General features: G+C 67.8%; 24 protein-coding genes and 1 pseudogene. 12 read left to right on the top strand and 13 right to left on the bottom strand.

All coding sequences use genetic code 11. The features are described from left to right. The 3 genes and pseudogenes from A5773_RS26250 to A5773_RS08390 form a co-directional block, all read left to right on the top strand. A pseudogene (locus A5773_RS26250) lies at positions 1 to 225 on the top strand (hypothetical protein); the annotation flags it as partial. A 110-nt stretch (positions 226 to 335) separates the two neighbouring features. Further along, positions 336 to 2267: an NAD(P)/FAD-dependent oxidoreductase gene (locus A5773_RS08395; protein WP_067790471.1), complete on the top strand. Its 1932-nt coding sequence runs from the start codon at positions 336 to 338 to the stop codon at positions 2265 to 2267. 10 nt (positions 2268 to 2277) lie between these two features. After that, positions 2278 to 3303, top strand: a complete 1026-nt coding sequence (locus A5773_RS08390) for an alcohol dehydrogenase catalytic domain-containing protein (RefSeq protein WP_066954357.1) — start codon at positions 2278 to 2280, stop codon at positions 3301 to 3303. A 5-nt stretch (positions 3304 to 3308) separates the two neighbouring features. On the opposite strand, the gene A5773_RS08385 is transcribed toward A5773_RS08390, so the two are convergent. Both A5773_RS08385 and dtd read right to left on the bottom strand, forming a co-directional pair. Continuing rightward, positions 3309 to 4220 (bottom strand): class I SAM-dependent methyltransferase, encoded by a 912-nt coding sequence (locus A5773_RS08385; protein ID WP_067790468.1) that lies wholly within the window; start codon positions 4218 to 4220, stop codon positions 3309 to 3311. 67 nt (positions 4221 to 4287) lie between these two features. Continuing rightward, positions 4288 to 4719, bottom strand: coding sequence for a D-aminoacyl-tRNA deacylase (dtd, locus tag A5773_RS08380; protein ID WP_066954362.1), 432 nt, complete (start codon positions 4717 to 4719; stop codon positions 4288 to 4290). Positions 4720 to 4770: 51 nt separating this feature from the next. Here dtd and A5773_RS08375 point away from each other — a divergent pair, with 51 nt between their 5' ends. Further along, positions 4771 to 5076: an MTH1187 family thiamine-binding protein gene (locus tag A5773_RS08375; protein ID WP_066954365.1), complete on the top strand. Its 306-nt coding sequence runs from the start codon at positions 4771 to 4773 to the stop codon at positions 5074 to 5076. On the opposite strand, the gene A5773_RS08370 is transcribed toward A5773_RS08375, so the two are convergent. Further along, positions 5073 to 5567, bottom strand: coding sequence for a macro domain-containing protein (locus tag A5773_RS08370; protein WP_082948149.1), 495 nt, complete (start codon positions 5565 to 5567; stop codon positions 5073 to 5075). The two genes, A5773_RS08375 and A5773_RS08370, sit on opposite strands and share 4 nt — an antisense overlap. 34 nt (positions 5568 to 5601) lie before the next feature. Here A5773_RS08370 and A5773_RS08365 point away from each other — a divergent pair, with 34 nt between their 5' ends. After that, positions 5602 to 6876 carry a competence/damage-inducible protein A gene (locus A5773_RS08365; protein WP_067790465.1) on the top strand — a complete coding sequence of 425 codons (1275 nt, stop codon included), beginning with the start codon at positions 5602 to 5604 and terminating at the stop codon, positions 6874 to 6876. A gap of 1 nt (position 6877) precedes the next feature. Here the strand turns inward: A5773_RS08365 and A5773_RS08360 are convergent, their stop codons facing one another. Next, complete coding sequence (locus tag A5773_RS08360; protein ID WP_197507860.1) at positions 6878 to 8140, bottom strand: sialate:H+ symport family MFS transporter; 1263 nt, start codon at positions 8138 to 8140, stop codon at positions 6878 to 6880. Between the two features lie 52 nt (positions 8141 to 8192). Between A5773_RS08360 and A5773_RS08355 the strand changes: the two genes are divergently transcribed. The 3 genes from A5773_RS08355 to A5773_RS08345 all read left to right on the top strand — a co-directional run bounded on the left by A5773_RS08355 (position 8193) and on the right by A5773_RS08345 (position 10038). Further along, complete coding sequence (locus A5773_RS08355) at positions 8193 to 9260, top strand: amidohydrolase family protein (RefSeq protein ID WP_066954370.1); 1068 nt, start codon at positions 8193 to 8195, stop codon at positions 9258 to 9260. A gap of 79 nt (positions 9261 to 9339) precedes the next feature. Further along, positions 9340 to 9579 carry a hypothetical protein gene (locus A5773_RS08350; RefSeq protein WP_067260865.1) on the top strand — a complete coding sequence of 80 codons (240 nt, stop codon included), beginning with the start codon at positions 9340 to 9342 and terminating at the stop codon, positions 9577 to 9579. 66 nt (positions 9580 to 9645) lie between these two features. Beyond that, the gene (locus A5773_RS08345) at positions 9646 to 10038 is read left to right on the top strand and encodes a phage holin family protein (protein WP_067211000.1); all 393 of its coding nucleotides are present in this window, start codon (positions 9646 to 9648) and stop codon (positions 10036 to 10038) included. On the opposite strand, the gene A5773_RS08340 is transcribed toward A5773_RS08345, so the two are convergent. From A5773_RS08340 to A5773_RS08315, 6 genes are all read right to left on the bottom strand, one after another. Next, on the bottom strand, positions 10035 to 10817 hold the full coding sequence (locus A5773_RS08340) for an enoyl-CoA hydratase/isomerase family protein (protein ID WP_067260864.1): 783 nt from the start codon (positions 10815 to 10817) through the stop codon (positions 10035 to 10037). The genes A5773_RS08345 and A5773_RS08340 overlap by 4 nt on opposite strands. Next, positions 10814 to 11785, bottom strand: a complete 972-nt coding sequence (locus tag A5773_RS08335) for an FAD-dependent oxidoreductase (RefSeq protein ID WP_067260863.1) — start codon at positions 11783 to 11785, stop codon at positions 10814 to 10816. The genes A5773_RS08340 and A5773_RS08335 overlap by 4 nt, the downstream gene beginning before the upstream one ends. Positions 11786 to 11801: 16 nt before the next feature. Then, positions 11802 to 12401 (bottom strand): hypothetical protein, encoded by a 600-nt coding sequence (locus A5773_RS08330; RefSeq protein WP_197505321.1) that lies wholly within the window; start codon positions 12399 to 12401, stop codon positions 11802 to 11804. 105 nt (positions 12402 to 12506) lie between these two features. Further along, entirely contained in the window at positions 12507 to 13001 is a 495-nt protein-coding gene (locus tag A5773_RS08325; RefSeq protein WP_066954387.1) for an SRPBCC family protein, read from the bottom strand. After that, the gene (locus tag A5773_RS08320; RefSeq protein WP_067260862.1) at positions 13001 to 13630 is read right to left on the bottom strand and encodes a nitroreductase family protein; all 630 of its coding nucleotides are present in this window, start codon (positions 13628 to 13630) and stop codon (positions 13001 to 13003) included. The genes A5773_RS08325 and A5773_RS08320 overlap by 1 nt, the downstream gene beginning before the upstream one ends. Before the next feature lie 11 nt (positions 13631 to 13641). Next, complete coding sequence (locus A5773_RS08315; protein ID WP_067260860.1) at positions 13642 to 14124, bottom strand: carboxymuconolactone decarboxylase family protein; 483 nt, start codon at positions 14122 to 14124, stop codon at positions 13642 to 13644. Between the two features lie 129 nt (positions 14125 to 14253). On the opposite strand from A5773_RS08315, the gene A5773_RS08310 reads away from it, so the two are divergent. From A5773_RS08310 to A5773_RS08300, 3 genes are read left to right on the top strand one after another with little or no spacing between them, the layout of a single operon-like run. Then, the gene (locus A5773_RS08310; RefSeq protein WP_231989100.1) at positions 14254 to 14943 is read left to right on the top strand and encodes a hypothetical protein; all 690 of its coding nucleotides are present in this window, start codon (positions 14254 to 14256) and stop codon (positions 14941 to 14943) included. Between the two features lie 7 nt (positions 14944 to 14950). Further along, on the top strand, positions 14951 to 16393 hold the full coding sequence (locus tag A5773_RS08305; protein WP_067260857.1) for a class I adenylate-forming enzyme family protein: 1443 nt from the start codon (positions 14951 to 14953) through the stop codon (positions 16391 to 16393). A gap of 15 nt (positions 16394 to 16408) precedes the next feature. Further along, entirely contained in the window at positions 16409 to 17122 is a 714-nt protein-coding gene (locus A5773_RS08300; protein WP_067260856.1) for a hypothetical protein, read from the top strand. Here A5773_RS08300 and A5773_RS08295 read toward each other — a convergent pair. Then, positions 17108 to 18094, bottom strand: coding sequence for a nitronate monooxygenase family protein (locus A5773_RS08295; protein WP_067260849.1), 987 nt, complete (start codon positions 18092 to 18094; stop codon positions 17108 to 17110). The two genes, A5773_RS08300 and A5773_RS08295, sit on opposite strands and share 15 nt — an antisense overlap. Then, on the bottom strand, positions 18091 to 18483 hold the full coding sequence (locus tag A5773_RS08290; RefSeq protein WP_066954410.1) for a tautomerase family protein: 393 nt from the start codon (positions 18481 to 18483) through the stop codon (positions 18091 to 18093). Before A5773_RS08290 ends, A5773_RS08295 begins: the two co-directional genes overlap by 4 nt. 94 nt (positions 18484 to 18577) lie before the next feature. Between A5773_RS08290 and A5773_RS08285 the strand changes: the two genes are divergently transcribed. Beyond that, positions 18578 to 19447, top strand: coding sequence for a LysR family transcriptional regulator (locus tag A5773_RS08285; protein ID WP_067260845.1), 870 nt, complete (start codon positions 18578 to 18580; stop codon positions 19445 to 19447). Positions 19448 to 19492: 45 nt separating this feature from the next. Here the strand turns inward: A5773_RS08285 and A5773_RS08280 are convergent, their stop codons facing one another. After that, positions 19493 to 20092 carry a TetR/AcrR family transcriptional regulator gene (locus A5773_RS08280; protein ID WP_066954417.1) on the bottom strand — a complete coding sequence of 200 codons (600 nt, stop codon included), beginning with the start codon at positions 20090 to 20092 and terminating at the stop codon, positions 19493 to 19495. Positions 20093 to 20187: the final 95 nt, after the last annotated feature.

The following is a 20187-nucleotide window of genomic DNA, read 5'->3' as shown; positions in this document are numbered from 1 at the left end:
GTCCAGGACTGGGCCAGCACCCACCGCACCGACATCGACCAACTCACCCTGGCCTGCGGACCCCACCACCGCCTCCTCGACAACGGCTGGACCACCCGAAAACGCGCCAACGGCGACACCGAATGGATCCCACCACCGCACCTGGATCGCGGGCAGCCCCGCGTCAATACCTTCCACCACCCCGAAAAGACGATGGGGCAAAACGACGAGGACGACGCGCCATAGCAGTCAGGCTATTGATCCCCTCCCTCGCCAGCGGGTAGCGTAGTGCTGCCAATTACGACACGGTCAGTAGCGTAATTGGGGGACCCCGTTCACCCGAGAGGATCGGCTCGATGCGCAGCGCCTATGCCGGCGATCCCTTCACCACGTCCACGGCGGAGATCGAGGCCGCCCTCGCCGATGTCAGCATCCCGACACTCTTGCTTTCACTCGTGCACATCACCGGCGACCCGCGCTTCATCCGCGACTTCAAGCAGATGGGTGTGTTCCTCAACGAGATTCAGGGCTTCATGTCCGAGGAGGACAAGGCGCGGGCCCGCGCGGCAGCCCTGCCGGTGATCACCGAATATCGGGACCGCGGTTGTCCCGAGCCGAAGCCGCTGAGCCTCGACCTCATTCGCGAAATGATGGACTGGGCGGCCTGCGAGCACGTGACCGACGACTACCTGCGCCTGGTGCTGGAAGAGATGGACCTCGACGGGGTCGATCCACGCCGCCCGCCGACCGTGCCGGCCGACAGCGCGGCCGATATTCCGGTCCTCGTCGTCGGCTGCGGCGAATCGGGCATCCTGGCCGGAATCCGGCTCAAGCAGGCCAACATTCCCTTCACCATCGTGGAGAAGAACCCCGGTCCGGGCGGAACCTGGTGGGAGAACAGCTATCCCGGCGCCCGCGTCGACGTGGCCAACCACTTCTATTGCTACAGTTTCGAACCCAACAACGACTGGACCCATTTCTTCGCCGAACAGCACGAGCTGCAGGACTACTTCACCCAGGTCATGGCGAAGCACGACCTGGCCGAGCACGTGCGGTGGAATACGGAGGTTCTCGCCGCCGAATGGGTCGACGACGACGCCACCTGGAGCATCCGGCTGCGTGGTGTCGACGGCCAGACGAGCACGGTGCGCGCCCGTGCCCTGATCACCGCGGTCGGTCAATTGAACCGGCCCAACATTCCCGACTTCGACGGCGCCGAGAGCTTCGCGGGCCCGTCGTTCCACTCCGCGGCCTGGGACCACTCCGTCGACATCAGCGGTAAGCGCGTCGCGCTCGTCGGCGCCGGCGCCAGCGGTTTCCAGATCGCACCCGCGATTGCCCCGGATGTCGAGCACCTCACCGTGTTTCAGCGGACCGCGCAGTGGATGTTCCCCAACCCGATGTATCACGACGAGGTCGGCGACGGCATGCGCTGGGCCATGCGCCACCTGCCGTTCTACGGGCGGTGGTACCGCTTTCTCGTCCTCTGGCCGGGGTCCGACAAGGGACTCGACGCCGCGGAAGGCGACCCAAACTACGCCGACCAGGAGCATGCGGTCAGCGACATCAACGCCGCCGCCCAAATGATGTTCTCCCAGTGGATCACCAGCCAGGTCGGAGAAGGGCACGACCTGCTGGCCAAGGTGATGCCCGACTATCCCGCCTGCGGTAAACGGACCCTGCAGGACAACGGCAGCTGGCTGCAAACACTGCAGCGAGACAACGTCGAGCTGGTGCGCACGCCCATCCGGCGGATCACCCCGCGCGGCATCGTCACCGAAGACGGCGTGGCGCATGACGTCGACGTCATCGTCTACGCCACCGGCTTCCGGCACACCGAAGTGCTGTGGCCGCTGAAGATCACCGGCCGCGACGGGGTGGACCTGCGCGAGATGTGGGGGAGCCGGCCGTACGCCTACCTCGGCATCACCGTTCCAAAGTTCCCCAACCTGTTCATCATCTACGGGCCCGGAACCCACCTCGCCCACGGCGGCAGCCTGATCTTCCAGTCCGAGTTGCAGATGCGCTACATAGACCAGTGTCTGGCGCGGCTGGCCGACCCAGAGGTGCATTCGCTGGAGCCGAGGCCCGATGCCGCCACCGATTGGCATGACCGGACGCAGACTCAGATCAAGAAGATGGTGTGGGCGCACCCCGCGGTCAAACACTCCTACTTCAAGAACGCCGACGGCGAGATCCACACCGTCAGTCCGTGGCGCCTCAACGAGTACTGGGCCGCGGTGCGTGAGCCCGACTGGTCACAATTTGTTGTGCGGCAAAGGAAGTGAGCAGGCCACTATGCGTACGGTAGTCGTCGACGGACCCCACAGCATCCGGGTCGACACGCGGCCCGATCCCACCCTCCCCGGACCCGACGGGGCTATCGTCGACGTCGCCGCCGCCGGCATCTGCGGATCCGACCTGCACTTCTACGAGGCCGATTTTCCGATGCCCGACCCGATCGCGCTGGGCCACGAGGCGCTCGGCACCGTCCTGGAGGCGGGGCCGGAGGTACGCACCGTCAAGGTGGGCGACCTCGTCATGGTGTCCTCGGTGACCGGGTGCGGCGCCTGCGCCGGCTGCGCCACCCGCGATCCCGTCATGTGCCACAGAGGCTTTCAGATCTTCGGCGGGGGTTTGCTCGGGGGAGCGCAGGCCGACCTGCTGGCCGTGCCCGCGGCCGACTTCCAGTTGCTCAAGGTGCCGGAAGGCATCAGCACCGAACAGGCGCTACTCCTCACCGACAACCTCGCCACGGGCTGGGCGGCGGCGCAACGCGCCGATATTCCGTTCGGCGGCACCGTGGCGGTCATCGGTCTGGGCGCCGTGGGGCTGTGCTCGCTGCGCAGCGCGCTGTTTCAAGGAGCCGCAACGGTTTTCGCGGTGGACCAAGTGCAGGGCCGGCTGGATCGGGCCGCCCAGTGGGGCGCGACGCCCCTCAAGGCGCCGGCGGTCGAGGCCATCCTCGCCGCCACCGGGGGACGTGGCGCCGATGCGGTGATCGACGCCGTCGCCACGGACGCGTCTTTGACCGATGCACTCAATGCGGTGCGGCCGGGCGGCACGGTCTCGGTTGTCGGTGTACACGACATGAATCCGTTCCCGCTCAACGCCCTGGGTTGCCTGATCCGCAGCATCACGCTGCGGATGACGACGGCGCCGGTGCAGCGCACCTGGCCGGAATTGATCCCGCTGCTGCAGTCCGGGCGGCTCGACGTCGACGGCATCTTCACCACCACGCTGCCGTTGGAGGAGGCGTCCAAGGGCTACGCGACCGCGGCGTCGCGCTCGGGCGACGACGTGAAAATCCTGTTGACGCCCTAGGTCTGTTACCGCGTTGCCGTGATGTATTGGGACCGCATGAAACTGTCGATTTTGACGTCGACATCGGGCGGGGTCATCCCGTAACCGGCCTGCAGGTCGAGCGTGTTGCGGACGGGCTCGACGGTCCACCCGTGCGCGGCCAGCCGTTCCGCGGGGTCGGTCTGGGGTTCGTAGGTCAGCGCGGAGAAATCGACGTCGCCGGACATGTTGACGCCGGGGTGCGCCGTCTCAAGGGCCTCGAGCTGGTCGTGGTCCAAACGGGATCCCAACGCGCCGATGGCAATCCGGCTGCCGGGCGCACTGAGTCCACTGATCCGGGTGAAGAGCGTGTTCTGGGCCTCGTCGGTCAGGTAGGGCAGCACTCCCTCCACCGACCAGGCGCTGGGGCGTTCCACGTCGAAGCCGGCGGCCTCCAGAACCCGCGACCAGTCGGCGCGCAGATCGGCGGCAACCTCTACCCTGGGGGCCTTGGGTTTGGCGCCGTGCTGCGCGAGCACGTGTGCCTTGAACTCCAGCACCTTCGGCAGGTCGACCTCGAAAACCCTTGTGCCCGGTGTCCATTCGAGTCGATATGCGCGGGAGTCCAGGCCGGCGGCCACGATCACCGCCTGTCGTATGCCCGCGGCGCCGGCGGCAACGAAGAAGTCGTCGAAGAACCGGGTCTGTACGCCGTAGAGACGGGGGAAGGCCATCTCGTCCTCGGAGGTCCCCGGGTTGGCGAGCACGCCCGCCAAATACGGGTCTTTCGAGGCCTCGATGAATACCTTGGCATAGTCGTCGCGGACCAGCGGCTGCGGGCTCACGGCATGCAGCGCACGCCATCCGGCCACCAGCAAGGCGGTGTAGCCCACGCTGCTGACGATGTCCCAATGGTCATCGTCGGAACGGAGCGAGCCAAACTCGGGCGTCGCGGTCATGGTCGCCCCTCCCGTCAACGATCGGTCACGAAAAATCGGCCTGTCCCAACGTACCTGCAATCGCGGGTCAGAGCTCCAGTAGCACCGTGACCGGGCCGTCATTGACCAATTCGACCTGCATGTTCGCGCCGAACACCCCGCTGTGGACTTCGGCGCCCAGCCGTTGCAACGCGTCGGCGAATGCCGCCACCAAGGGCTCGGCGACCGCGCCCGGAGCGGCCGCATTCCAGGATGGTCGTCGGCCCTTGGCGGTGTCGGCGTACAGGGTGAACTGGCTGACGACCAAGATCGGCGCGTTGACGTCGGCGGCCGACCGCTCGTCGCTGAGAATCCGTAGATTCCAGAGCTTTTCGGCGAGCCGTCGCGCCTTGTCGGCATCGTCGCTGTGGGTGACGCCGACGAAGGCCAGCAGGCCCTGACCGGCGGGCCGGATGGCGCCCACCACCTCGCCGCCGACCGACACCGTCGCCGAAGCGACCCGTTGCACCAAAACCCGCATGGGCCTTGATGCTGCCAGGCCGACACTCAAATGGTTGGGTAGGCTCGTTGAGTGTCTGTGCTTGTCGCGTTCTCCGTCACGCCCATGGGTGTGGGCGAGGGTGTCGGCGAGATCGTCGCCGAAGCGGTTCGGGTAGTGCGCGATTCCGGCCTGCCGAATAAGACCGATTCGATGTTCACCGTGATCGAGGGTGAAAGCTGGGAAGAAGTCATGGCGGTCGTGCAGCGAGCGGTCGAGGCGGTGGCCGCTCGCGCGCCCCGGGTCAGCACGGTGATCAAGGCGGACTGGCGGGCCGGTGTCAGCGACGCGATGACGCAGAAGGTCGCCTCCGTCGAGCGTTACCTCGAAGAGGATTAGCCGGCAACGGCGTCCCGGAACGCGCGCCCGGCCGCGTCGCCGTGAACGGCGAACACCACCTTCTCCAACGATTTCGCCTCGTGTCGCCGGACGGCGTCGACCATCAGCCTCGCCGCCTCATCCAGCGGGAAGCCGCCGACGCCGGTGCCGAAGGCCACCAGGCCGAGGGTGCGGCAGCCGAGCTCGTCGGCCTTCCGCAGCGTGGAAGCGGTGGCCCGCGCGATGATCTCCGCCGACGTCGGGCCGCCGAGCTCCATGGTCGCGGCGTGGATTACGTAGCGCGCCGGCATGTCGCCGGCCGTCGTCTCGACGGCATCCCCGAGCCCGATGGGCGCCTTCTCGGTCGATTCCCGCTGCAGGTCCGGGCCGCCGGCGCGGGCAATGGCCGCGGCGACACCGCCACCGTGCCGCAGTTGCGTGTTGGCCGCATTGGCGATCGCGTCGACTTCGAGCTTGGTGACGTCGGCCTGCAAGACCTCTAGCTCGGTCATCGGCCCATTGTCTCTCAGCCCTGCCAGTAGGCTCATGGCGGTGAGCGCACGCGCAGGAATCGTCGTCACCGGAACCGAAGTCCTCACCGGGCGCGTCCAGGACGCGAACGGACCCTGGATCGCCGACCGCCTGCTGGAGCTGGGCGTCGAGCTGGCGCACATCACGATCTGTGGCGACCGCCCGGAAGACATCGAGGCGCAGCTGCGCTTCATGGCGGACCAGGGCATGGACCTGATCGTCACCAGCGGTGGCCTTGGACCGACGGCCGACGACATGACCGTGGAGGTGGTGGCCCGGTTCTGCAACCGCGAGCTGGTGTTGGACGACGAGACCGAGAACAAGATCGCGAACATCCTCAAGAAGCTGATGGCGCGATTCGAGGGCGTGGACTTCGAGGCGGTGCGCGCCGCCAACCGCAAGCAGGCGATGATTCCCGCCGGATCGCAGGTGCTCGACCCGGTCGGCACCGCGCCCGGCGTGGTCGTGCCCGGCAAGCCGACGGTCATCGTGCTCCCGGGGCCGCCCCGCGAGCTGCAGCCGATGTGGCACCGGGCCATCGAGACGCCCGCCGCCCAGCAGGCGATCGCCGGCCGAACGCTCTATCGGCAGGAAACCGTGCGCATGTTCGGGCTGCCCGAGTCGGGCCTGGCCGAGACCCTGCGCGACGCCGAGGCGTCGGTGCCGGGCTTCGAGTCGCTCGAGATCACCACCTGCTTGCGGCGGGGCGAGGTCGAGATGGTCACGCGCTACGAGCCGGACGCCGCCGCCAGTTACGCGAAGCTGATCCAGTTGGTGCGTGACCGACACGCACAGCAGCTGTTCTCCGAAGATGGTTCGACCGTGGACGATCTGGTCGGCCAAGCGCTGGCCGGTCGTCGGATCGCGACGGCCGAATCCTGCACCGCGGGGCTGGTGGCGGCGCGACTGACCGACCGGCCCGGATCGTCGGAGTATGTGGCCGGCGGGGTGGTGGCCTATTCGAACGATGCGAAAGCGGAACTGCTGGGCGTCGATCCGGCGCTGATCGAGGCCCACGGCGCGGTGTCCGAGCCGGTGGCCGAGGCGATGGCGGCCGGGGCGCTACGCCGTTTCGGCGCCGACACCGCCGTCGCGATCACCGGGATCGCCGGCCCCGGCGGAGGCTCTCCCGAAAAGCCGGTTGGCACGGTGTGTTTCACGGTGGAGCTCTCAAACGGCCGCACGGACACCCGCACGTTGCGGCTGCCCGGCAACCGCTCGGACATCCGGGAGCGCTCGACGACAGTGGCGATGCACCTGCTGCTGCGCCTGCTGAACCATTCGGACTGACTCACGTCACTTCGGTTGGCAGGAAAGCGCTTTCGGCGGTGCCGAAACGAATTCCGGTGGCGTCCTTGCCGATCAGCGTCAGGAACGCCACCGCGATCAGCACCGGCACGATCGTCGCCGCCAGGGCAAAGGGATAGCCGTGCGACTCGGCCAGCCGTTCCTGGATGGGGAGGTTGAACGCGGCCAGCAGGTTTCCGAGCTGGTAGGTGACGCCGGGGTACAGGCCGCGGATGGCGTCCGGCGACATCTCGGTCAGGTGGGCGGGAATCACCCCCCATGCGCCCTGCACGAACAGCTGCATGAGGAACGAGCCGAGGCACAGCATCGCCGCGGCGCGCGAGTAGGCGAACAGCGGAACGATCGGCAGCGCCAGCAGCGCGCAGAAGATGATGGTGTAGCGACGGCTGAATCGCTGCGACAGCGTGCCGAAGAACAGGCCGCCGATGATGGCACCGAGGTTGTAGACGATGACGATCCACTTGACCGTCGCGCTGGACAGTGCGGCGCCGTGGTTGGCGGTCGACGTCAGGAAGGTCGGGTAGACGTCCTGGGTGCCGTGGCTCATCCAGTTGAAGGCCGTCATCAGCAGCACCAGGTAAATGAACCGGCGGATGATCACCCCGTCGCGCAGCACGTCGCGGATCCTGGTGCTGGTGAGCTTCATCTGGTCCTGCGCGGCCTCCCAGACTTCGGACTCCTCCACCCGGTAGCGAATGATCAGGCTGACCAGCGCCGGAACGATGCTCAGCGCGAATAGCCACCGCCAGGACAGCCCCAGCCAGTTCATCACCACCAGCGAGGCGACGCTCGCCAACAGGTAGCCGAACGCGTAACCCTCCTGCAGCAACCCCGAGAAGAACCCGCGTCGCTCGACGGGCACCTTCTCCATGGCGAGCGCGGCCCCAAGACCCCACTCGCCGCCCATGCCGATGCCGTACAGCAGGCGCAGGATCACCAGCACGGTGAAGTTGGGGGCGAACGCGCACAGGAAGCCGACCACGGAGTAGAACATCACGTCGACCATCAGCGGCAGCCGCCGGCCGACGCGGTCGGCCCACAACCCGAACAGCAGCGCGCCGACGGGACGCATGATCAGGGTGGCCGTGGTGACGAAGGCGACCTCCGCCTTGCTGTGGTGGAAAGTCTTTGCGATGTCGGCGTAGACAAGCACGACGATGAAGTAGTCGAAGGCGTCCATCGTCCAGCCCAACAACGCCGCGATGAATGAGTTTCGCTGATCGGCGGTCAACCGTTGAGTTGTCACGTCAGCATCGTGCAGTACCGAGCGCGATGGCGCGAGAGTAAGTTGCGAATACATGCGCATCATCGACGCGGACGGACACGTTGCCGAGAACCCCTCGTTGGCAATCGAAGCGATCAAACGCTGGCCGCAGCACGTCAAGCCCAGCACCGACGGGCGGCTGCGGCTGACGTTCGAAGGCCGCAACTATCCGGAGGATCAGGGCCCGGGCGCCGGCTGTCCGCCCGAGCACGGCATCAGCAAGGCGCCGGACATCAACTGCCGGTCGACCGAAGGCGTGCTGGGGGATGCCGACCGCGACCACATCGACACCATGGTGTTGTACCCCAGCCTGGGGCTGTGCGCCCCGACGCTCGAGGATCCCGAGTTCGGGGCGGGATTCTCCCGGCTCTATAACCAGTGGATCGCGGATTATTGCGCCCCGTCGGGTGGACGGCTGCGCGGCGTCGCGGTAACCCCCATCGAGCACGGCCAGGCGGCGATCGACGTCATGACCGAAGCGAAAGAGCTTGGGCTGGTGGCAACTCTGGTTCCGCCGGCACTCAAGACGCGTAATCTCGACCATCCCGACCTGGACCCCTTTTACGCCGCCGCGGTCGACCTCGACATGCCGCTGGGCATTCACGGCGCCCCGGGCATCCACCTGCCGAAGATCGGTGTTGACCGCTTCACCAATTACATTCAGGTGCATTGCATCAGTTTCCCGTTCGATCAGATGACGGCCATGACGGCGCTGGTCTCCGGCGGCGTCTTCGAGCGGCACCCGCGGTTGCGGGTCGCCTTCCTCGAGGCCGGTGCGGGCTGGGTCCCCTTCTTCATGGATCGCCTGCACGAGCACTACGAGAAGCGCGGCGACTGGGTCGAACGCGGCTGGCGGCGCGACCCGCACGAGTACCTGTCCGCGGGCAACATCTGGGTGACGTGCGAGCCGGAGGAACCGATCCTGCCCGGGGTGATCGACGTGCTCGGCGCCGACTTCATCATGTTCGCCAGCGATTACCCGCACTGGGACGGTGAATGGCCGGAGAGCACCAAGCACCTGCGGACCCGTCCGGACATCACCGAAATGGCCCGCGAAAAGATCGGCGGGCTAAACGCCCAGCGCTTCTACAATTTGAATTGAGCGGCCGCGCAATCCTCGTGGCAGTCGGCCCGATAGCCTGAGGAGAAAGCGGGGATTTTTGAGAGGCGACGATCCGAAGATGACTGACAAATGGTTCTCCGATAGCAGCGCGCCGGGGCAGTTGACCCTCGCCGATCTGTGCGACCAGATCGAGCAGAAAATGCACCTCAACGCCGACAACCACAAAGCCCCGCAGGAGTTCCCCGATTGGCAATCGTGTGTGGCGGATCGGGACGCCACCATTTATAAGTTGAGCGCGGCCGTCGTCAACCTGTGCCAGATGGTGAAGTACCTGGCGTCGCAGCGCGGCGACGCTTAGCGAGGAATATCGGCAGTCAACTCAACAGGCTGCCTTTCGCGCACGCCTGGTGAGAGGATCTTGGGCATGGGCCCTTTCCTGCTTCGCGCCGCACTGACCGGTTTCGCGCTATGGCTGGTCACCAAGTTCGTCCATGGGATCACGTTCGTCGGCGGTGACACGAAGCTGGAACGGGTCGGCATCATCTTCGTCGTCGCCGTCATCTTCGGTCTGGTCAACGCGTTCATCAAGCCGATCGTCCAGTTCTTGTCGATCCCGCTGTACATCCTGACCCTGGGGCTGTTCCACGTCGTCGTCAACGCGCTGATGTTGTGGATCACCGCCCGGATCACCGAGCACACCACACATTGGGGTTTGCAGATCGACCATTTCTGGTGGACGGCGATCTGGGCGGCGATCGTGTTGTCCATCGTGAGCTGGGTGCTGTCGCTGATCATTCGGGACGTCAGCCGACGTTAGCGGCCCTGCCACCGCGGCGGACGCTTCTCGGCAAAGGCCCGCGGCCCCTCCTTGGCATCCTGCGTCTCGAAAATGCGGTCGCTGTGCCGGGTTTCGTTGTCGTACGCCGACGCGAGGTCGAGCGCCAGACCCTCGACGGCCGACTGCTTCGTCGCGAACACCGCGAGCGGCGCGTTCGCCGCGATGCGCTCGGCGTAGTCGTACGCGGTATCCATCAGCCGTTCCGGCGGGACCACGCGGTTGATCAGCCCCATCGCCAGCGCGCGGTCCGCGTCGACCATGTCGGCGGTCAGCAGTAGCTCCATCGCCAGCGGATAGGGCATCTGACGCGGCAGCCGCACGGTGCTTCCGCCGCCGGCGAAAAGGCCCCGCTTGGGCTCCATCACCGCGAATCGCGCAGCGGGCACGGCGACGCGGATGTCGGTGGAACTCAACATCTCGAAGCCGCCCGCGACGCAAGTGCCGTTGACCGCGGCGATGATCGGTTTGTAGACGGGGAAGTGGTGCAGGACGGCGTGGATGGCGTCGTCCTTGTTCCAGCCTTCGGGCTGCGGCAGGTCGCCGGTGAGTTCGGGGATGAACTTCTTGAGGTCGGCGCCGGTGCAAAAGTCTTGCGCGACACCGGTGATCACCGCCACCCAGGCGCCGGCGTCGTCGCGGAACGCCGCCCACGCGTGGGCCAGGTCGCGGAAGTGTTCCATGTCCAACGAGTTGCGGGTCTCGGGACGGTTGATCGTGATGGTGGCGATGTGGGCGTCCAGCGCGTAGTCGATGCTCACCGCGCCTCCCGCTGACCGGCGAGGCGGACCACGTCGCGCGCGCAACCCCATGACAAGGTCACGCCGTTGCCGCCGTGGCCGTAGTTGTGGATGCACCGGGCCCGGCCCAGCGGCTCGGCCTGCACCCGCACCGAGGGGCGGTCGGGACGCAGCCCGGTGATGATCTCTATCACCTCGGCTTCGGCGAGCCGTGGCTCGATCTGGCGGCAGCGGTGCAGGATTCGTTCGGTCACGTCGGGGTCCGGGGTGGTGTCCCGGCGGCCGGGGATGCTGATGCCGCCGCAAACGACGCGCTGTGGGTGGGGGAAGTAGCAGGTCCATTCCGGCCCGCCGTTGATTTCCAGAAAGAGTTGCCGCAGGCCGGGATTGGTGAGCACGACGTGCTGGCCGAACAGCGGGCGCAGCGTGTCGTCACCGGTCAGGGATCCCGCGGCCAGACCGGCGCAGTTGACTACGGTCGGCGCGGCGTCGGCGACCTCGGCCAGTGACCGCACCGGTTGCTCCTCGATTGCGCAGCCGGCCGCGGCCAGCCGGCGGGTCAGGTAGTCGAGATAGTGCGGCATGTCGATCATCGGCAACGTGGCGCGAAATCCGTTGTCAAAGCCGGCCGGAAGGTCGGTGGGGTCGGCGGGGCGCAGGTCGGGAATCAACGCCGCGGCGGACGACATCGCCTCGGCCGCAGTCAGTTCACCGACCGCCATCGCGGGCGACAGTTGAACGCCGGAGTCGGCGTCGTCCGCGAGTTCGCGGAAGACCCGCAGGGAGTGCTCGGTCCAATCCAGCGTGCCGCTTGCACGCTCCGCCGGCCGCGGCGGCAGCCATACCGCGCCCGCCACCTTGGAGGTCGTGTGTTGTGGCGTGGCGGCCGTCCAGACTCGCACCGACCAGCCGGCCTCGGCCAGGCACACGGCCGACGTCAGACCGCTGACACCGGCGCCGACGACGACAGCTCGTTGCGCACTGGCCACGGCCCGTCAGGAACCGTCAGTTGTGGGGAGCGGGCGAGGACGGCTGTTGTCCGCCCTGGCCGCCGCCGAGCAGGCCGTTGAGGAGGCCGAGCGTGCTCTGCACACCGGCCGGCGGTGTAGTCGGCGGCAGGGCGGCGTCCGGGGTCAGCTGCCACGGCTGGCAACCCGAGGTCTTGAACGCCTTGTCGGTCGGGTCGATCTGCACCACCTGGGGCTTCTTGCTCATCGAATTGTCGATGATGTTGCCGTCCGGATTGCTCATCCGCTTCCAGTAGCAGGTGCCGTTGTCGAGCGGCCCCCCGGAGCTGTAGATGCCCGGCACAATGTCGGACCCGACGTTGTAGATGCCGTCCTTGTCGATGCTCGTCTTCGGTCCCGGTGCCGGTGAGGCGGCCGGCGAGGCCCCAGCGGACGGCGAGGGGGAGGCGGCCGGTGCGGGCGCCGACGAGGCGGCGGGAGAAGGTGCCGGTGAGGCCGACGACGGTGGCGGTCCGGGTGCGGGTCCCGTCGGGTCCGGGTCGGCCCCCGCGACGCCCACCGACGCTGCCCAGCCCGCGATCATCAACCCCGCGACGGCCAACCGTCCGGCCGTAAATACACCAGCCTCAATCCCCATAGCACGTCAGCGTACCGGGCTGAGCAGCCGAATTCACGTAAAGCGGCATCCGCCGGCCGGCGCCCCGGGATGCGTAACCCATGGTCACGGCGCCCAACGAACCCCTTAGGGGAGCCGTCGCACGCGGCCGGCGTAGCCGAGCGCGTGCTCGTACGTGTCGAGGTTGTCCCGGGAAATCTTCGCGTGCACCGGGCGTTCGAGGAAGAACCGCAGCAGCGGGTTGTAGGCGTGATAGGTCTCGTGGAAGGTCAGCACGGTGGTGCCGTCGGGCTGCTCCTCAAGCCGGTGATAGCCCTCGGCCCGGGACCACAGCGGCGCGCCGACGGCCACATAGCGTGACAGCTTGTTGGTTTCGGCTTCGGTGACCGTCTCCCACGACCGCGCCCGGCCCCCAGACAGCAGGTACTTGGGCACCGGGTAGACGCAGGTGCGGACCAGGCCCTCGCCGGCCTCGTTGCCCTCGTTGAGGATCTCCATGCTGCCGGTGGGCCATTTGAGGACTCGGGGGCGCGGCGCGTTGGGCGGCGCGGGCGGATGCAGCACCCGCCACACCTTCGCCGGCGGTGCGTCGACGTGAAATCGCACGGTGTAGGACTGCATCAGCCGTCTCCCCAGCGATCCCAGAACGTCACGGTTTCCGCGGGCGGGCGGGTGGCCGGCCGGAAGTCGGTGCCGATCGTGTAGGCCACCGGAAACAGCGCGGCCTGCGTCACCGTGTCCGGGATACCGAGCAATTCGGCCACTTCCCGTTCCTTGGCCAGATGCATCGTCGTCCACACCGATCCCAGCCCCCGCGACCGCAGGGCGAGCAGGAAACTCCAGCCGGCCGGGATGATCGACGCCCAGGCCGACGCGGCGGTCAGCAGAGTCGAGTTGTCGATGCGGTTCGCCAGGCACGGGATCACGTGCACGGGGACTTTATCCAGCGTGTCGGTCAGGGCCAGCGCGCCGGCGTACACGCGCTGGGTCTGCGGATCGGACGCCTGTTTGGTCGCGTAAGCAAGGTATTCGGCGCCGATGGTGCGATAGATCTCGCCGATAGCGGCGCGCTTGTCGGGGTCGGTGATCACCAGCCAGCGCCAGTCCTGCGCGTTGCTCGCCGTGGGCGCCTGCATCGCCAGCCGAATGCACTCGAGGATCACCTCGCGGCCGACCGGCCGGTCCAAGTCGAGGCGCTTTCGCACCGACCGCGTCGTCGTCAGTAGTTCGTCGACGGTCGCCAGGTCCATTCGGTTCCTTACTAGAGATCGATTGCGCAGGACTGCTCGACGCCCAGCACGGTCAACGAGCGTCCCAAGCCCAGAAATACCGCGACGCAGAGGGTGAGATCGAGGATCTCGGGGTCGGAGAACGACTCGCGGAGCCGCTCGAAGAAGGCGTCGTCCAGGGAGGCATGGTCGGTGGCGAAGCGCTCGGCGTACTCGATGGCAAGCCGTTGGCGCGGCGTGTAGCCGGGGTAGCTGGCGTAGGCCGCGACGTTCTCGTAGAGCTCCGCCGTGACGCCGGCGTCCAGCACCGACTGGGCCCGAAAGCCCGAGCATGCGACGCAGTCGTTGATCTGGGCGATGCGCATCCTGGCCAGCTCGCGCTCGTCGGCCGGCAGAACGCTCTGCTGGTATGCGCCGCGGATCATCCGCTCCACCATGTCGCCGAGCTGCGGCCGCAGCGTCCAGATCATGGCGGCTTCGCCGCCGGGGCCATCCGGCACGTTGAGACGGGCCATCGGCGACTCCTGCCCGGTGAGTTAATTACTGAGTCGAGCAAACCAGTTCGCAACTCGGCTGTCCAGGGCGTAATCGCGCAGCTGTAGACCCGACAACGCGTTCGGAGTTACCGTCTCGGCGTGCTGTTCATGCACGAGGTGCACAAGGTGCGCGGCCGCTGCGAAGACGATTTCGAGGCCGCGTTCCGACAGGGCTGGATGCCCATGCTCGCCGCCGGTGACGATGCCCGGTTGCTCTGGTACGCCGACCACGCCCAGGGCAGCGGACCGTCCTACACCGTCGTGACCATCACCGCCGTTCGGGACGGGGCGGCGTGGGAGCGCCTCGCGATCCGGGTGCAACAGGGTGATTTGCAGGCGTGGATGCGCGAGCTGGACGACCTGCGCTACGACGTCGAGGCCAAACTGCTTGCGCCGCTGCCGTGGTCGCCGCTGCAGGAGATCACGTCGCGCGAGGTGCCGGTCGACGGCCGGGAGCACGAACTCAGCCTCTACATGGAAGACACCATGTGGCCCTACCCGGACAAGTTCGAGGAATACATCGATCGCAGCGGCGACGTGTACGCCCAAAGCCTGCAGCGGCCGTCGTCAATGCTGGTGATCCAGGCGGCTTTTCAGCCCGCGCTGGGCAGCCACCTGCGCCGGGAGGTCGTCCTGATGCAGCGCATCCAGCGGCCCGACCAGCTGCTCGGGCTGCTCCAGTCGCGGATTCCCGCCGAATACCGCGCCCCGGGCACCTGGATGCACGACGCGCTCGACCTGCGCGACCAGTGGACCAGCCGGCTGCTGCGCACCTCCCCATGGTCACCCCTGTACTGAGCCGCCCATGAATATCGGAACCATGCTCGAGGCCGCCGCCGAGGGCGATCCCGCCCGCGTTGCGCTCATCGTCGACGGGCGCTCGATCGGCTACGGCGAGCTGGCGACCATCGTGAACCGGTGCGCCGCCGGCCTGGCCGCCCGCGGCGTGGCGGCCGGCCAACGCGTCGCCGTCGTCGACGGCGGAAGCGTGCTCTCGATCGCGACCGTGCTGGGGGCGGCCCGCGTCGGCGCCGCGGCGGCGCTGATGAACCCCGCGCTGACCCCGCCCGAACTGCACGGGCTCTTGACGAGCGCGGGCTGTGCCGAGGTGGCGGTAGCGGGGGAGCCGTACGGGCAGCGGCTCCGCGAGGCCGGTGCGCCGACGGTGGTCACGAGCAGCGATCTGCTGGACGGCGCCGGCGGGTCAGCGCCGCCGTCCGGCGACGACGCCGACCGCGACGCCTTGGTCTTGTTCACCAGCGGGACAACGGGACTCCCGAAGGCCGTCGGTATCAGCGGCCGGCAACTGACAAGGCGGATCAAGGGGATGGCGGCACCGTTCCGGGCCGACGCCAGACCCTCGGTGGGGATGATGTGCGTCCCGTTCTTCCACGTCGGGGGCGCGCTGGGCACGCTCGGCAGTTTGTACTCGGGCAATACGTCGGTGGTACAGCGACGATTTGACGCGGGCGAGTGGTTGCGCCTGGTGTCCGAGCATCGGGTGAGCACCACGTTCCTGGTTCCAGCGATGCTTCAGCGCATCCTCGACCATCCCGACTTCGCCGCCGCCGACTTGTCGTCGCTGGTCGCCGTCGCCTACGGCGCCGCCGCCGCGCCCATCAGTTTGGTGCGCCGGGCGATGGACGCCCTCCCACATGTGGCGTTCGCCAACGTATTCGGGCAGACGGAGACCCTCGGCGCCTACACGACGCTGCTGCCCGCCGATCACCGCGATCCGGCCCGCGCGGGATCGGTCGGCCGGCCGCTGCCCGGTGTCGACGTGCGAGTGGTGGACCCCGAGACGGGGAAGGACGTCGAGCCGGGAACGGTCGGCGAACTGTGGGTCAACACCGCCCAGAACGTCACCGAAGGTTGGCTGCGCACCGGGGACCTCGCCCGCCAAGACCCCGACGGCTACCTCTTCCCGAGCGGGCGGCTCAGCGACACCATAAACCGCGGCGGCGAGAAGTTCGGGCCGATCGAGGTGGAGGAAGCGCTTCGTTCCCACCCGGCGGTGCGCGACGTCGCGGTCGCCGGAATCCCCGACGACGAGCTCGGCCAACGTGTGGGGGTGGCCGTGACGGCTTGCGCGCCGGTGACCCTCGAACAGCTGCGAGCGCACTGTCGCGAGTTGATCGCCTACTTCAAACTGCCCGAACGGCTGGCGATCGTCGAGCAGATCCCGTACAGCTCGACCGGCAAGGTGAACCGCCGCGAGCTCGCCGCGCTGATCGCCAAAGACGCTTGACAGCAAGGAGTTCCGATGCTGTTCCTACACGAAACCCACCAAGTGGTCGGCGCGCGGCAGGACGAATTCGAGGCCGCATACCGCGAGGGCTGGATGCCCACGCTGGCCCAGGGGGACGAGGCCCGGCTGCTCTGGTACACCAATCACGCCCACGGCTCGGGGCTGTCCTACAACGTGGTCACCATCACCGGCATCGCCGACGGCGCGGCCTGGGAAAGGCTGGCGCGCCGGACCCAGAGTGGTGACCTGCGCCCGTGGATGCGTGAACTGGACGACCTGCGCCACGAGGTAACGGGCAAGCTGCTGCTGCCGGTTAGCTGGTCACCGCTGCAGACCCTCGACCTGGCCGGCGTGCCGACCACGGGCGAGACGCACCCGCTGACGATGTTCATGGAGGACACCGGCTGGCCGTACGCGCCGCTCGACGACTACATCCGGTCCTGGGACGAGATCTACTACCGGCCGCTGTCCCAGGCGCCGGCCCGAATGCGCATCCTCGACATCCAGGCGTGCTTCCAGGTGGCGCATGGGAGCAATCGGCGCCGAGAGGCCATGCTCTGGCAGAAGATCGATGACTCCAACAACTACGCGGCGCTGGTCCATCTGCTGACCAAGGAGATCCCGCCGGAGCACCGGGCGCCGGGCAGCTACATGTTCGACGCCCTGCAGTACCGCGACCAGTGGCAGAGCCGCCTGCTGCGGACCTCGGACTGGTCACCGCTGTACTGAGTCCGGCCCGGTCGCGCGATTCAGGATGCGGCCGGCCTGCTCGACCATGTCGGCCACGATGTCGGCCGCGGGCCGAACTCGCCGGACGAGCCCCACCCCCTCACCGACCAGTATGGCGGCACTGTCGAAATCCTCTGCCGCGACGGCCTTTTCGTAGTCGATTATCGCTTCGGGCAGCGACGCGGCCAGTTCATCCTCGTTGCCGTGCCAGGTGTCGAGGAAGGCGTTGCCGAGCGCCCGCGCGTTGTATCCGGCCGGCCAATCCAGCCGCCGCACCAGGTCGTAGGCGCGCGTGCGAACGGTGTCGTCACCGCCGGCCGTCAGCGCCCGCTCGTGCGCGCGGGGCGACACCAACGCCTCCGGCGACGCCCAGAACCGGGTGCCCACGAGCACGCCGTCGGCGCCGAGCGCCAGCGCGGCGGCCAGGCCACGCCCGTCGGTCACCCCGCCCGCGGCCAGCACCAGCGTGTCCGGTGCGCGTTCGGCGGCCAGGTCGACGACGTCGGGCACCAGCGTGAAGGTGGACCGGACGGTCATGCCGTGGCCGCCGGCCTCCCCGCCCTGCGCCACCACCACGTCGGCGCCGGCGTCCAGGGCCTGGCGTGCGTGGTCGAGCGTCTGCGCCTGCGCGATCAGGGGGACGCCGGCGGCGCGGATGCGGTCGGCGAAGGGCTGCAGGTCACCGAAGGACAGCATGATCGCGGCGGGCCGCCGGGCCAGGGCCTCGTCGAGCAGCTCAGGTTGGCGGGCCAGGCTCCAGGTGATGAACCCGCAGCCGACGTCAGCCCCGTCGGCCCGGTCGAATTCGCGCCGCAGCCATTCCGCGTCGCCGTAGCCGCCGCCGATGAGGCCCAGGCCGCCGGCCGACGTCACCGCCGCCGCGAGCCGGCCACCGGAGATCATCGCCATCGGGGCCAGCACGATGGGGTGTTGGATGCCGAAGGACTCCGTGAGCCGGGTGTCGAGGCTCATGGCAGCTCGCCGGTGAGAAACTGTGCCCGGCCGTAGCCGAAAGACCAATCCTCGTCGCCATTTTCGGTGATCGAGACGATCAGGTCGGCCGGGTCGAGACCGCACCGCTCGGCCAGGTTGGTCGCCAGCAGCTCGTAGAATTTCTCCTTCATCGCCCGCGTGCGCCGCCGGCTCACCACGTTGACGATCACCTGGTGCGACGAGCGGCTGATGCCGAGACCGGTATCTAAAGCGACGATTTCGTGGGCGGGATGGGTGCGCACCACTTGATAGCGGTCGCGCGGCGGCACCCCGAACGCTTCGACGACGGATTCGTGAACCGCGTCGAGCAGGGCCCCGACCTCCGACGGCGTGCGGCCCTCGATGAGGTCGATGTATAGCAGCGGCATTTCGGCTCCTTAAGATCTCTGTCCTGGCAACGACGTTAGGTCCGTCGAGACGGCCTGTGAAATGCCTGCTGTAATCGATCTATGCTTGTCAGGCATGGGCGCATTGGCGGGCGGTCGAATCGAGTTGCGCCACCTCCGGGCGTTCGAGGCGGTGGCGCGACTGCAGTCGTTCACCGGGGCCGCCGACGAACTCCGCATCACCCAACCGGCGCTCAGCCGCACCATTCGCCAACTGGAAGATGCGCTCGGCGTGACCCTGGTGGATCGCACCTCGCGACACGTCGAGACCACCCAGGCCGGGCGGACGTTCCTCGACCACGTCGCGCGGATCCTCGCCGAGCTCGACCAGGCGTTCGGCGCCGTACGCCGGCAGGCGAGCGTCGGCCTCGGATTCAGCTGGTTGCTGCCCGATCCGTGGGCGCAGGACACCGTTGCCCGCTTCGAGCGGGCCACCGGGACCACGGTCAGGCTGGTCCGCACCGACGATGCGCTGAGCGCCGTACAGCAGGGCAGGGTCGACGTCGCCGTCGTCCGCGGCCAGGTGACGGCCGCTCAGGTGCGGATGGTGCACCTGTTCGACGAGGCCCGCGTGGCCGTGTGTTCGGTCCACTCGCCGCTGGCCACCAGATCCGAACTGGACTGGGCCGAGGTCCCGCAGTGGCCGCTGGTCGTCAACACCGCCAGCGGGACCACCGGGCCCTGGTCATGGCCGGCGGGCGAGGGACCGAAAACGGTCGTTGAGACAACCAACTTCGACGAATGGCTCGAATCCGTCGCGGCCGATCGCGGCATCGGTGTGATCCCCGACGTCGCGGTACGGCGCAACATCCACCCCGGCGTCCGGTTCGTCGCGCTGCGCGGAGCCCCCGCGAGCTCGGTCTCGATAGCGTTCTTGCCGCGCGCCCGCAACGCCGTGCTGCGCCGCTTCGTCGAGGCGGCCGTGGAGAGCGCGCAAAGTGTTTGAGCCCACGGCGGGGTTATCCGGCGTGTCGTCGCCCTCGACGCACACTCAAGCAGGGAAAACGAAGCCCGAGCGCAGCAGCTCCAGGCTGGCCGCGACGAGTTCGCCGAGGTCGCCCCTGCAGCCGTTGCGGCCCCAATTCTCCACTGCGACAACGAGCGCGGCGGCCAGGGCGGAGCCGGTTACCTCGGCGAGCAGATCGATGTTCGCCACACCCGGGTTTCGATCCCTGACGAAATCGGTCAGCACCTGGGCGAACGACGACTGCACGACGCGCAGGTGGCTCGCGATGCGCTCCGCGCTGATCAACTCCGCGCGGGCCGTCGCGGCCTGGCGGACCACTTCGAGGTCGTGCGGGAAGGCCGCGACGCTCGCCAGCACCGCATCGAACAGCGACTCGGACGCGGGACGGTCGGCTAGCGCCTCGGCCAGCCACGCCAGCTGCGTCTCGTAATCCTGGAAGAGCACCGCCTCCTTGGTGGGGAAGTGGCGAAAGAAAGTCCGCTCGGTTACGCCGGCCTCCCGGGCCAGCTCGGTCACGGTGACGTTGGTAAACCCTTTGCGCGCAAAGCTTTTCAATGCCGCTTGGCGCAGCGCCTCGTGCGTCGATCGTCGGCGTAGCTCATGACGGTTCGTCGGCGCGTTCATCCCCCCGGAATGGTATCCCAGCCGGCCAGAATTTGTCAGAACTGACATCTTCCAATCATGTCAGTACTGACATATCCTTGTCACGCGCCAATCGA

It is taken from the genome of Mycobacterium sp. 852014-52450_SCH5900713, assembly GCF_001667075.1.
Classification (GTDB): Bacteria; Actinomycetota; Actinomycetes; order Mycobacteriales; family Mycobacteriaceae; genus Mycobacterium.
This window is presented reverse-complemented; position numbering and strand designations above follow the sequence as displayed.

Excerpts from the sequence above, each read along its gene's own strand:
- A5773_RS08300 (WP_067260856.1), top strand. The coding sequence starts at position 16,409 with ATGCTGTTCCTACACGAAACCCACCAAGTGGTCGGCGCGCGGCAGGAC.
- A5773_RS08330 (WP_197505321.1), bottom strand. The coding sequence starts at position 12,401 with ATGGGGATTGAGGCTGGTGTATTTACGGCCGGACGGTTGGCCGTCGCG.
- A5773_RS08370 (WP_082948149.1), bottom strand. The coding sequence starts at position 5,567 with ATGACCGAGCTAGAGGTCTTGCAGGCCGACGTCACCAAGCTCGAAGTC.
- A5773_RS08315 (WP_067260860.1), bottom strand. The coding sequence starts at position 14,124 with ATGGCCCGTCTCAACGTGCCGGATGGCCCCGGCGGCGAAGCCGCCATG.
- A5773_RS08355 (WP_066954370.1), top strand. The coding sequence starts at position 8,193 with ATGCGCATCATCGACGCGGACGGACACGTTGCCGAGAACCCCTCGTTG.
- A5773_RS08285 (WP_067260845.1), top strand. The coding sequence starts at position 18,578 with ATGGGCGCATTGGCGGGCGGTCGAATCGAGTTGCGCCACCTCCGGGCG.
- A5773_RS08390 (WP_066954357.1), top strand. The coding sequence starts at position 2,278 with ATGCGTACGGTAGTCGTCGACGGACCCCACAGCATCCGGGTCGACACG.
- A5773_RS08325 (WP_066954387.1), bottom strand. The coding sequence starts at position 13,001 with ATGCAGTCCTACACCGTGCGATTTCACGTCGACGCACCGCCGGCGAAG.
- A5773_RS08350 (WP_067260865.1), top strand. The coding sequence starts at position 9,340 with ATGACTGACAAATGGTTCTCCGATAGCAGCGCGCCGGGGCAGTTGACC.
- A5773_RS08295 (WP_067260849.1), bottom strand. The coding sequence starts at position 18,094 with ATGAGCCTCGACACCCGGCTCACGGAGTCCTTCGGCATCCAACACCCC.
- A5773_RS08395 (WP_067790471.1), top strand. The coding sequence starts at position 336 with ATGCGCAGCGCCTATGCCGGCGATCCCTTCACCACGTCCACGGCGGAG.
- A5773_RS08280 (WP_066954417.1), bottom strand. The coding sequence starts at position 20,092 with ATGAACGCGCCGACGAACCGTCATGAGCTACGCCGACGATCGACGCAC.
- A5773_RS08365 (WP_067790465.1), top strand. The coding sequence starts at position 5,602 with ATGGCGGTGAGCGCACGCGCAGGAATCGTCGTCACCGGAACCGAAGTC.
- A5773_RS08345 (WP_067211000.1), top strand. The coding sequence starts at position 9,646 with ATGGGCCCTTTCCTGCTTCGCGCCGCACTGACCGGTTTCGCGCTATGG.
- dtd (WP_066954362.1), bottom strand. The coding sequence starts at position 4,719 with ATGCGGGTTTTGGTGCAACGGGTCGCTTCGGCGACGGTGTCGGTCGGC.
- A5773_RS08320 (WP_067260862.1), bottom strand. The coding sequence starts at position 13,630 with ATGGACCTGGCGACCGTCGACGAACTACTGACGACGACGCGGTCGGTG.
- A5773_RS08310 (WP_231989100.1), top strand. The coding sequence starts at position 14,254 with ATGCACGAGGTGCACAAGGTGCGCGGCCGCTGCGAAGACGATTTCGAG.
- A5773_RS08290 (WP_066954410.1), bottom strand. The coding sequence starts at position 18,483 with ATGCCGCTGCTATACATCGACCTCATCGAGGGCCGCACGCCGTCGGAG.
- A5773_RS08385 (WP_067790468.1), bottom strand. The coding sequence starts at position 4,220 with ATGACCGCGACGCCCGAGTTTGGCTCGCTCCGTTCCGACGATGACCAT.
- A5773_RS08305 (WP_067260857.1), top strand. The coding sequence starts at position 14,951 with ATGAATATCGGAACCATGCTCGAGGCCGCCGCCGAGGGCGATCCCGCC.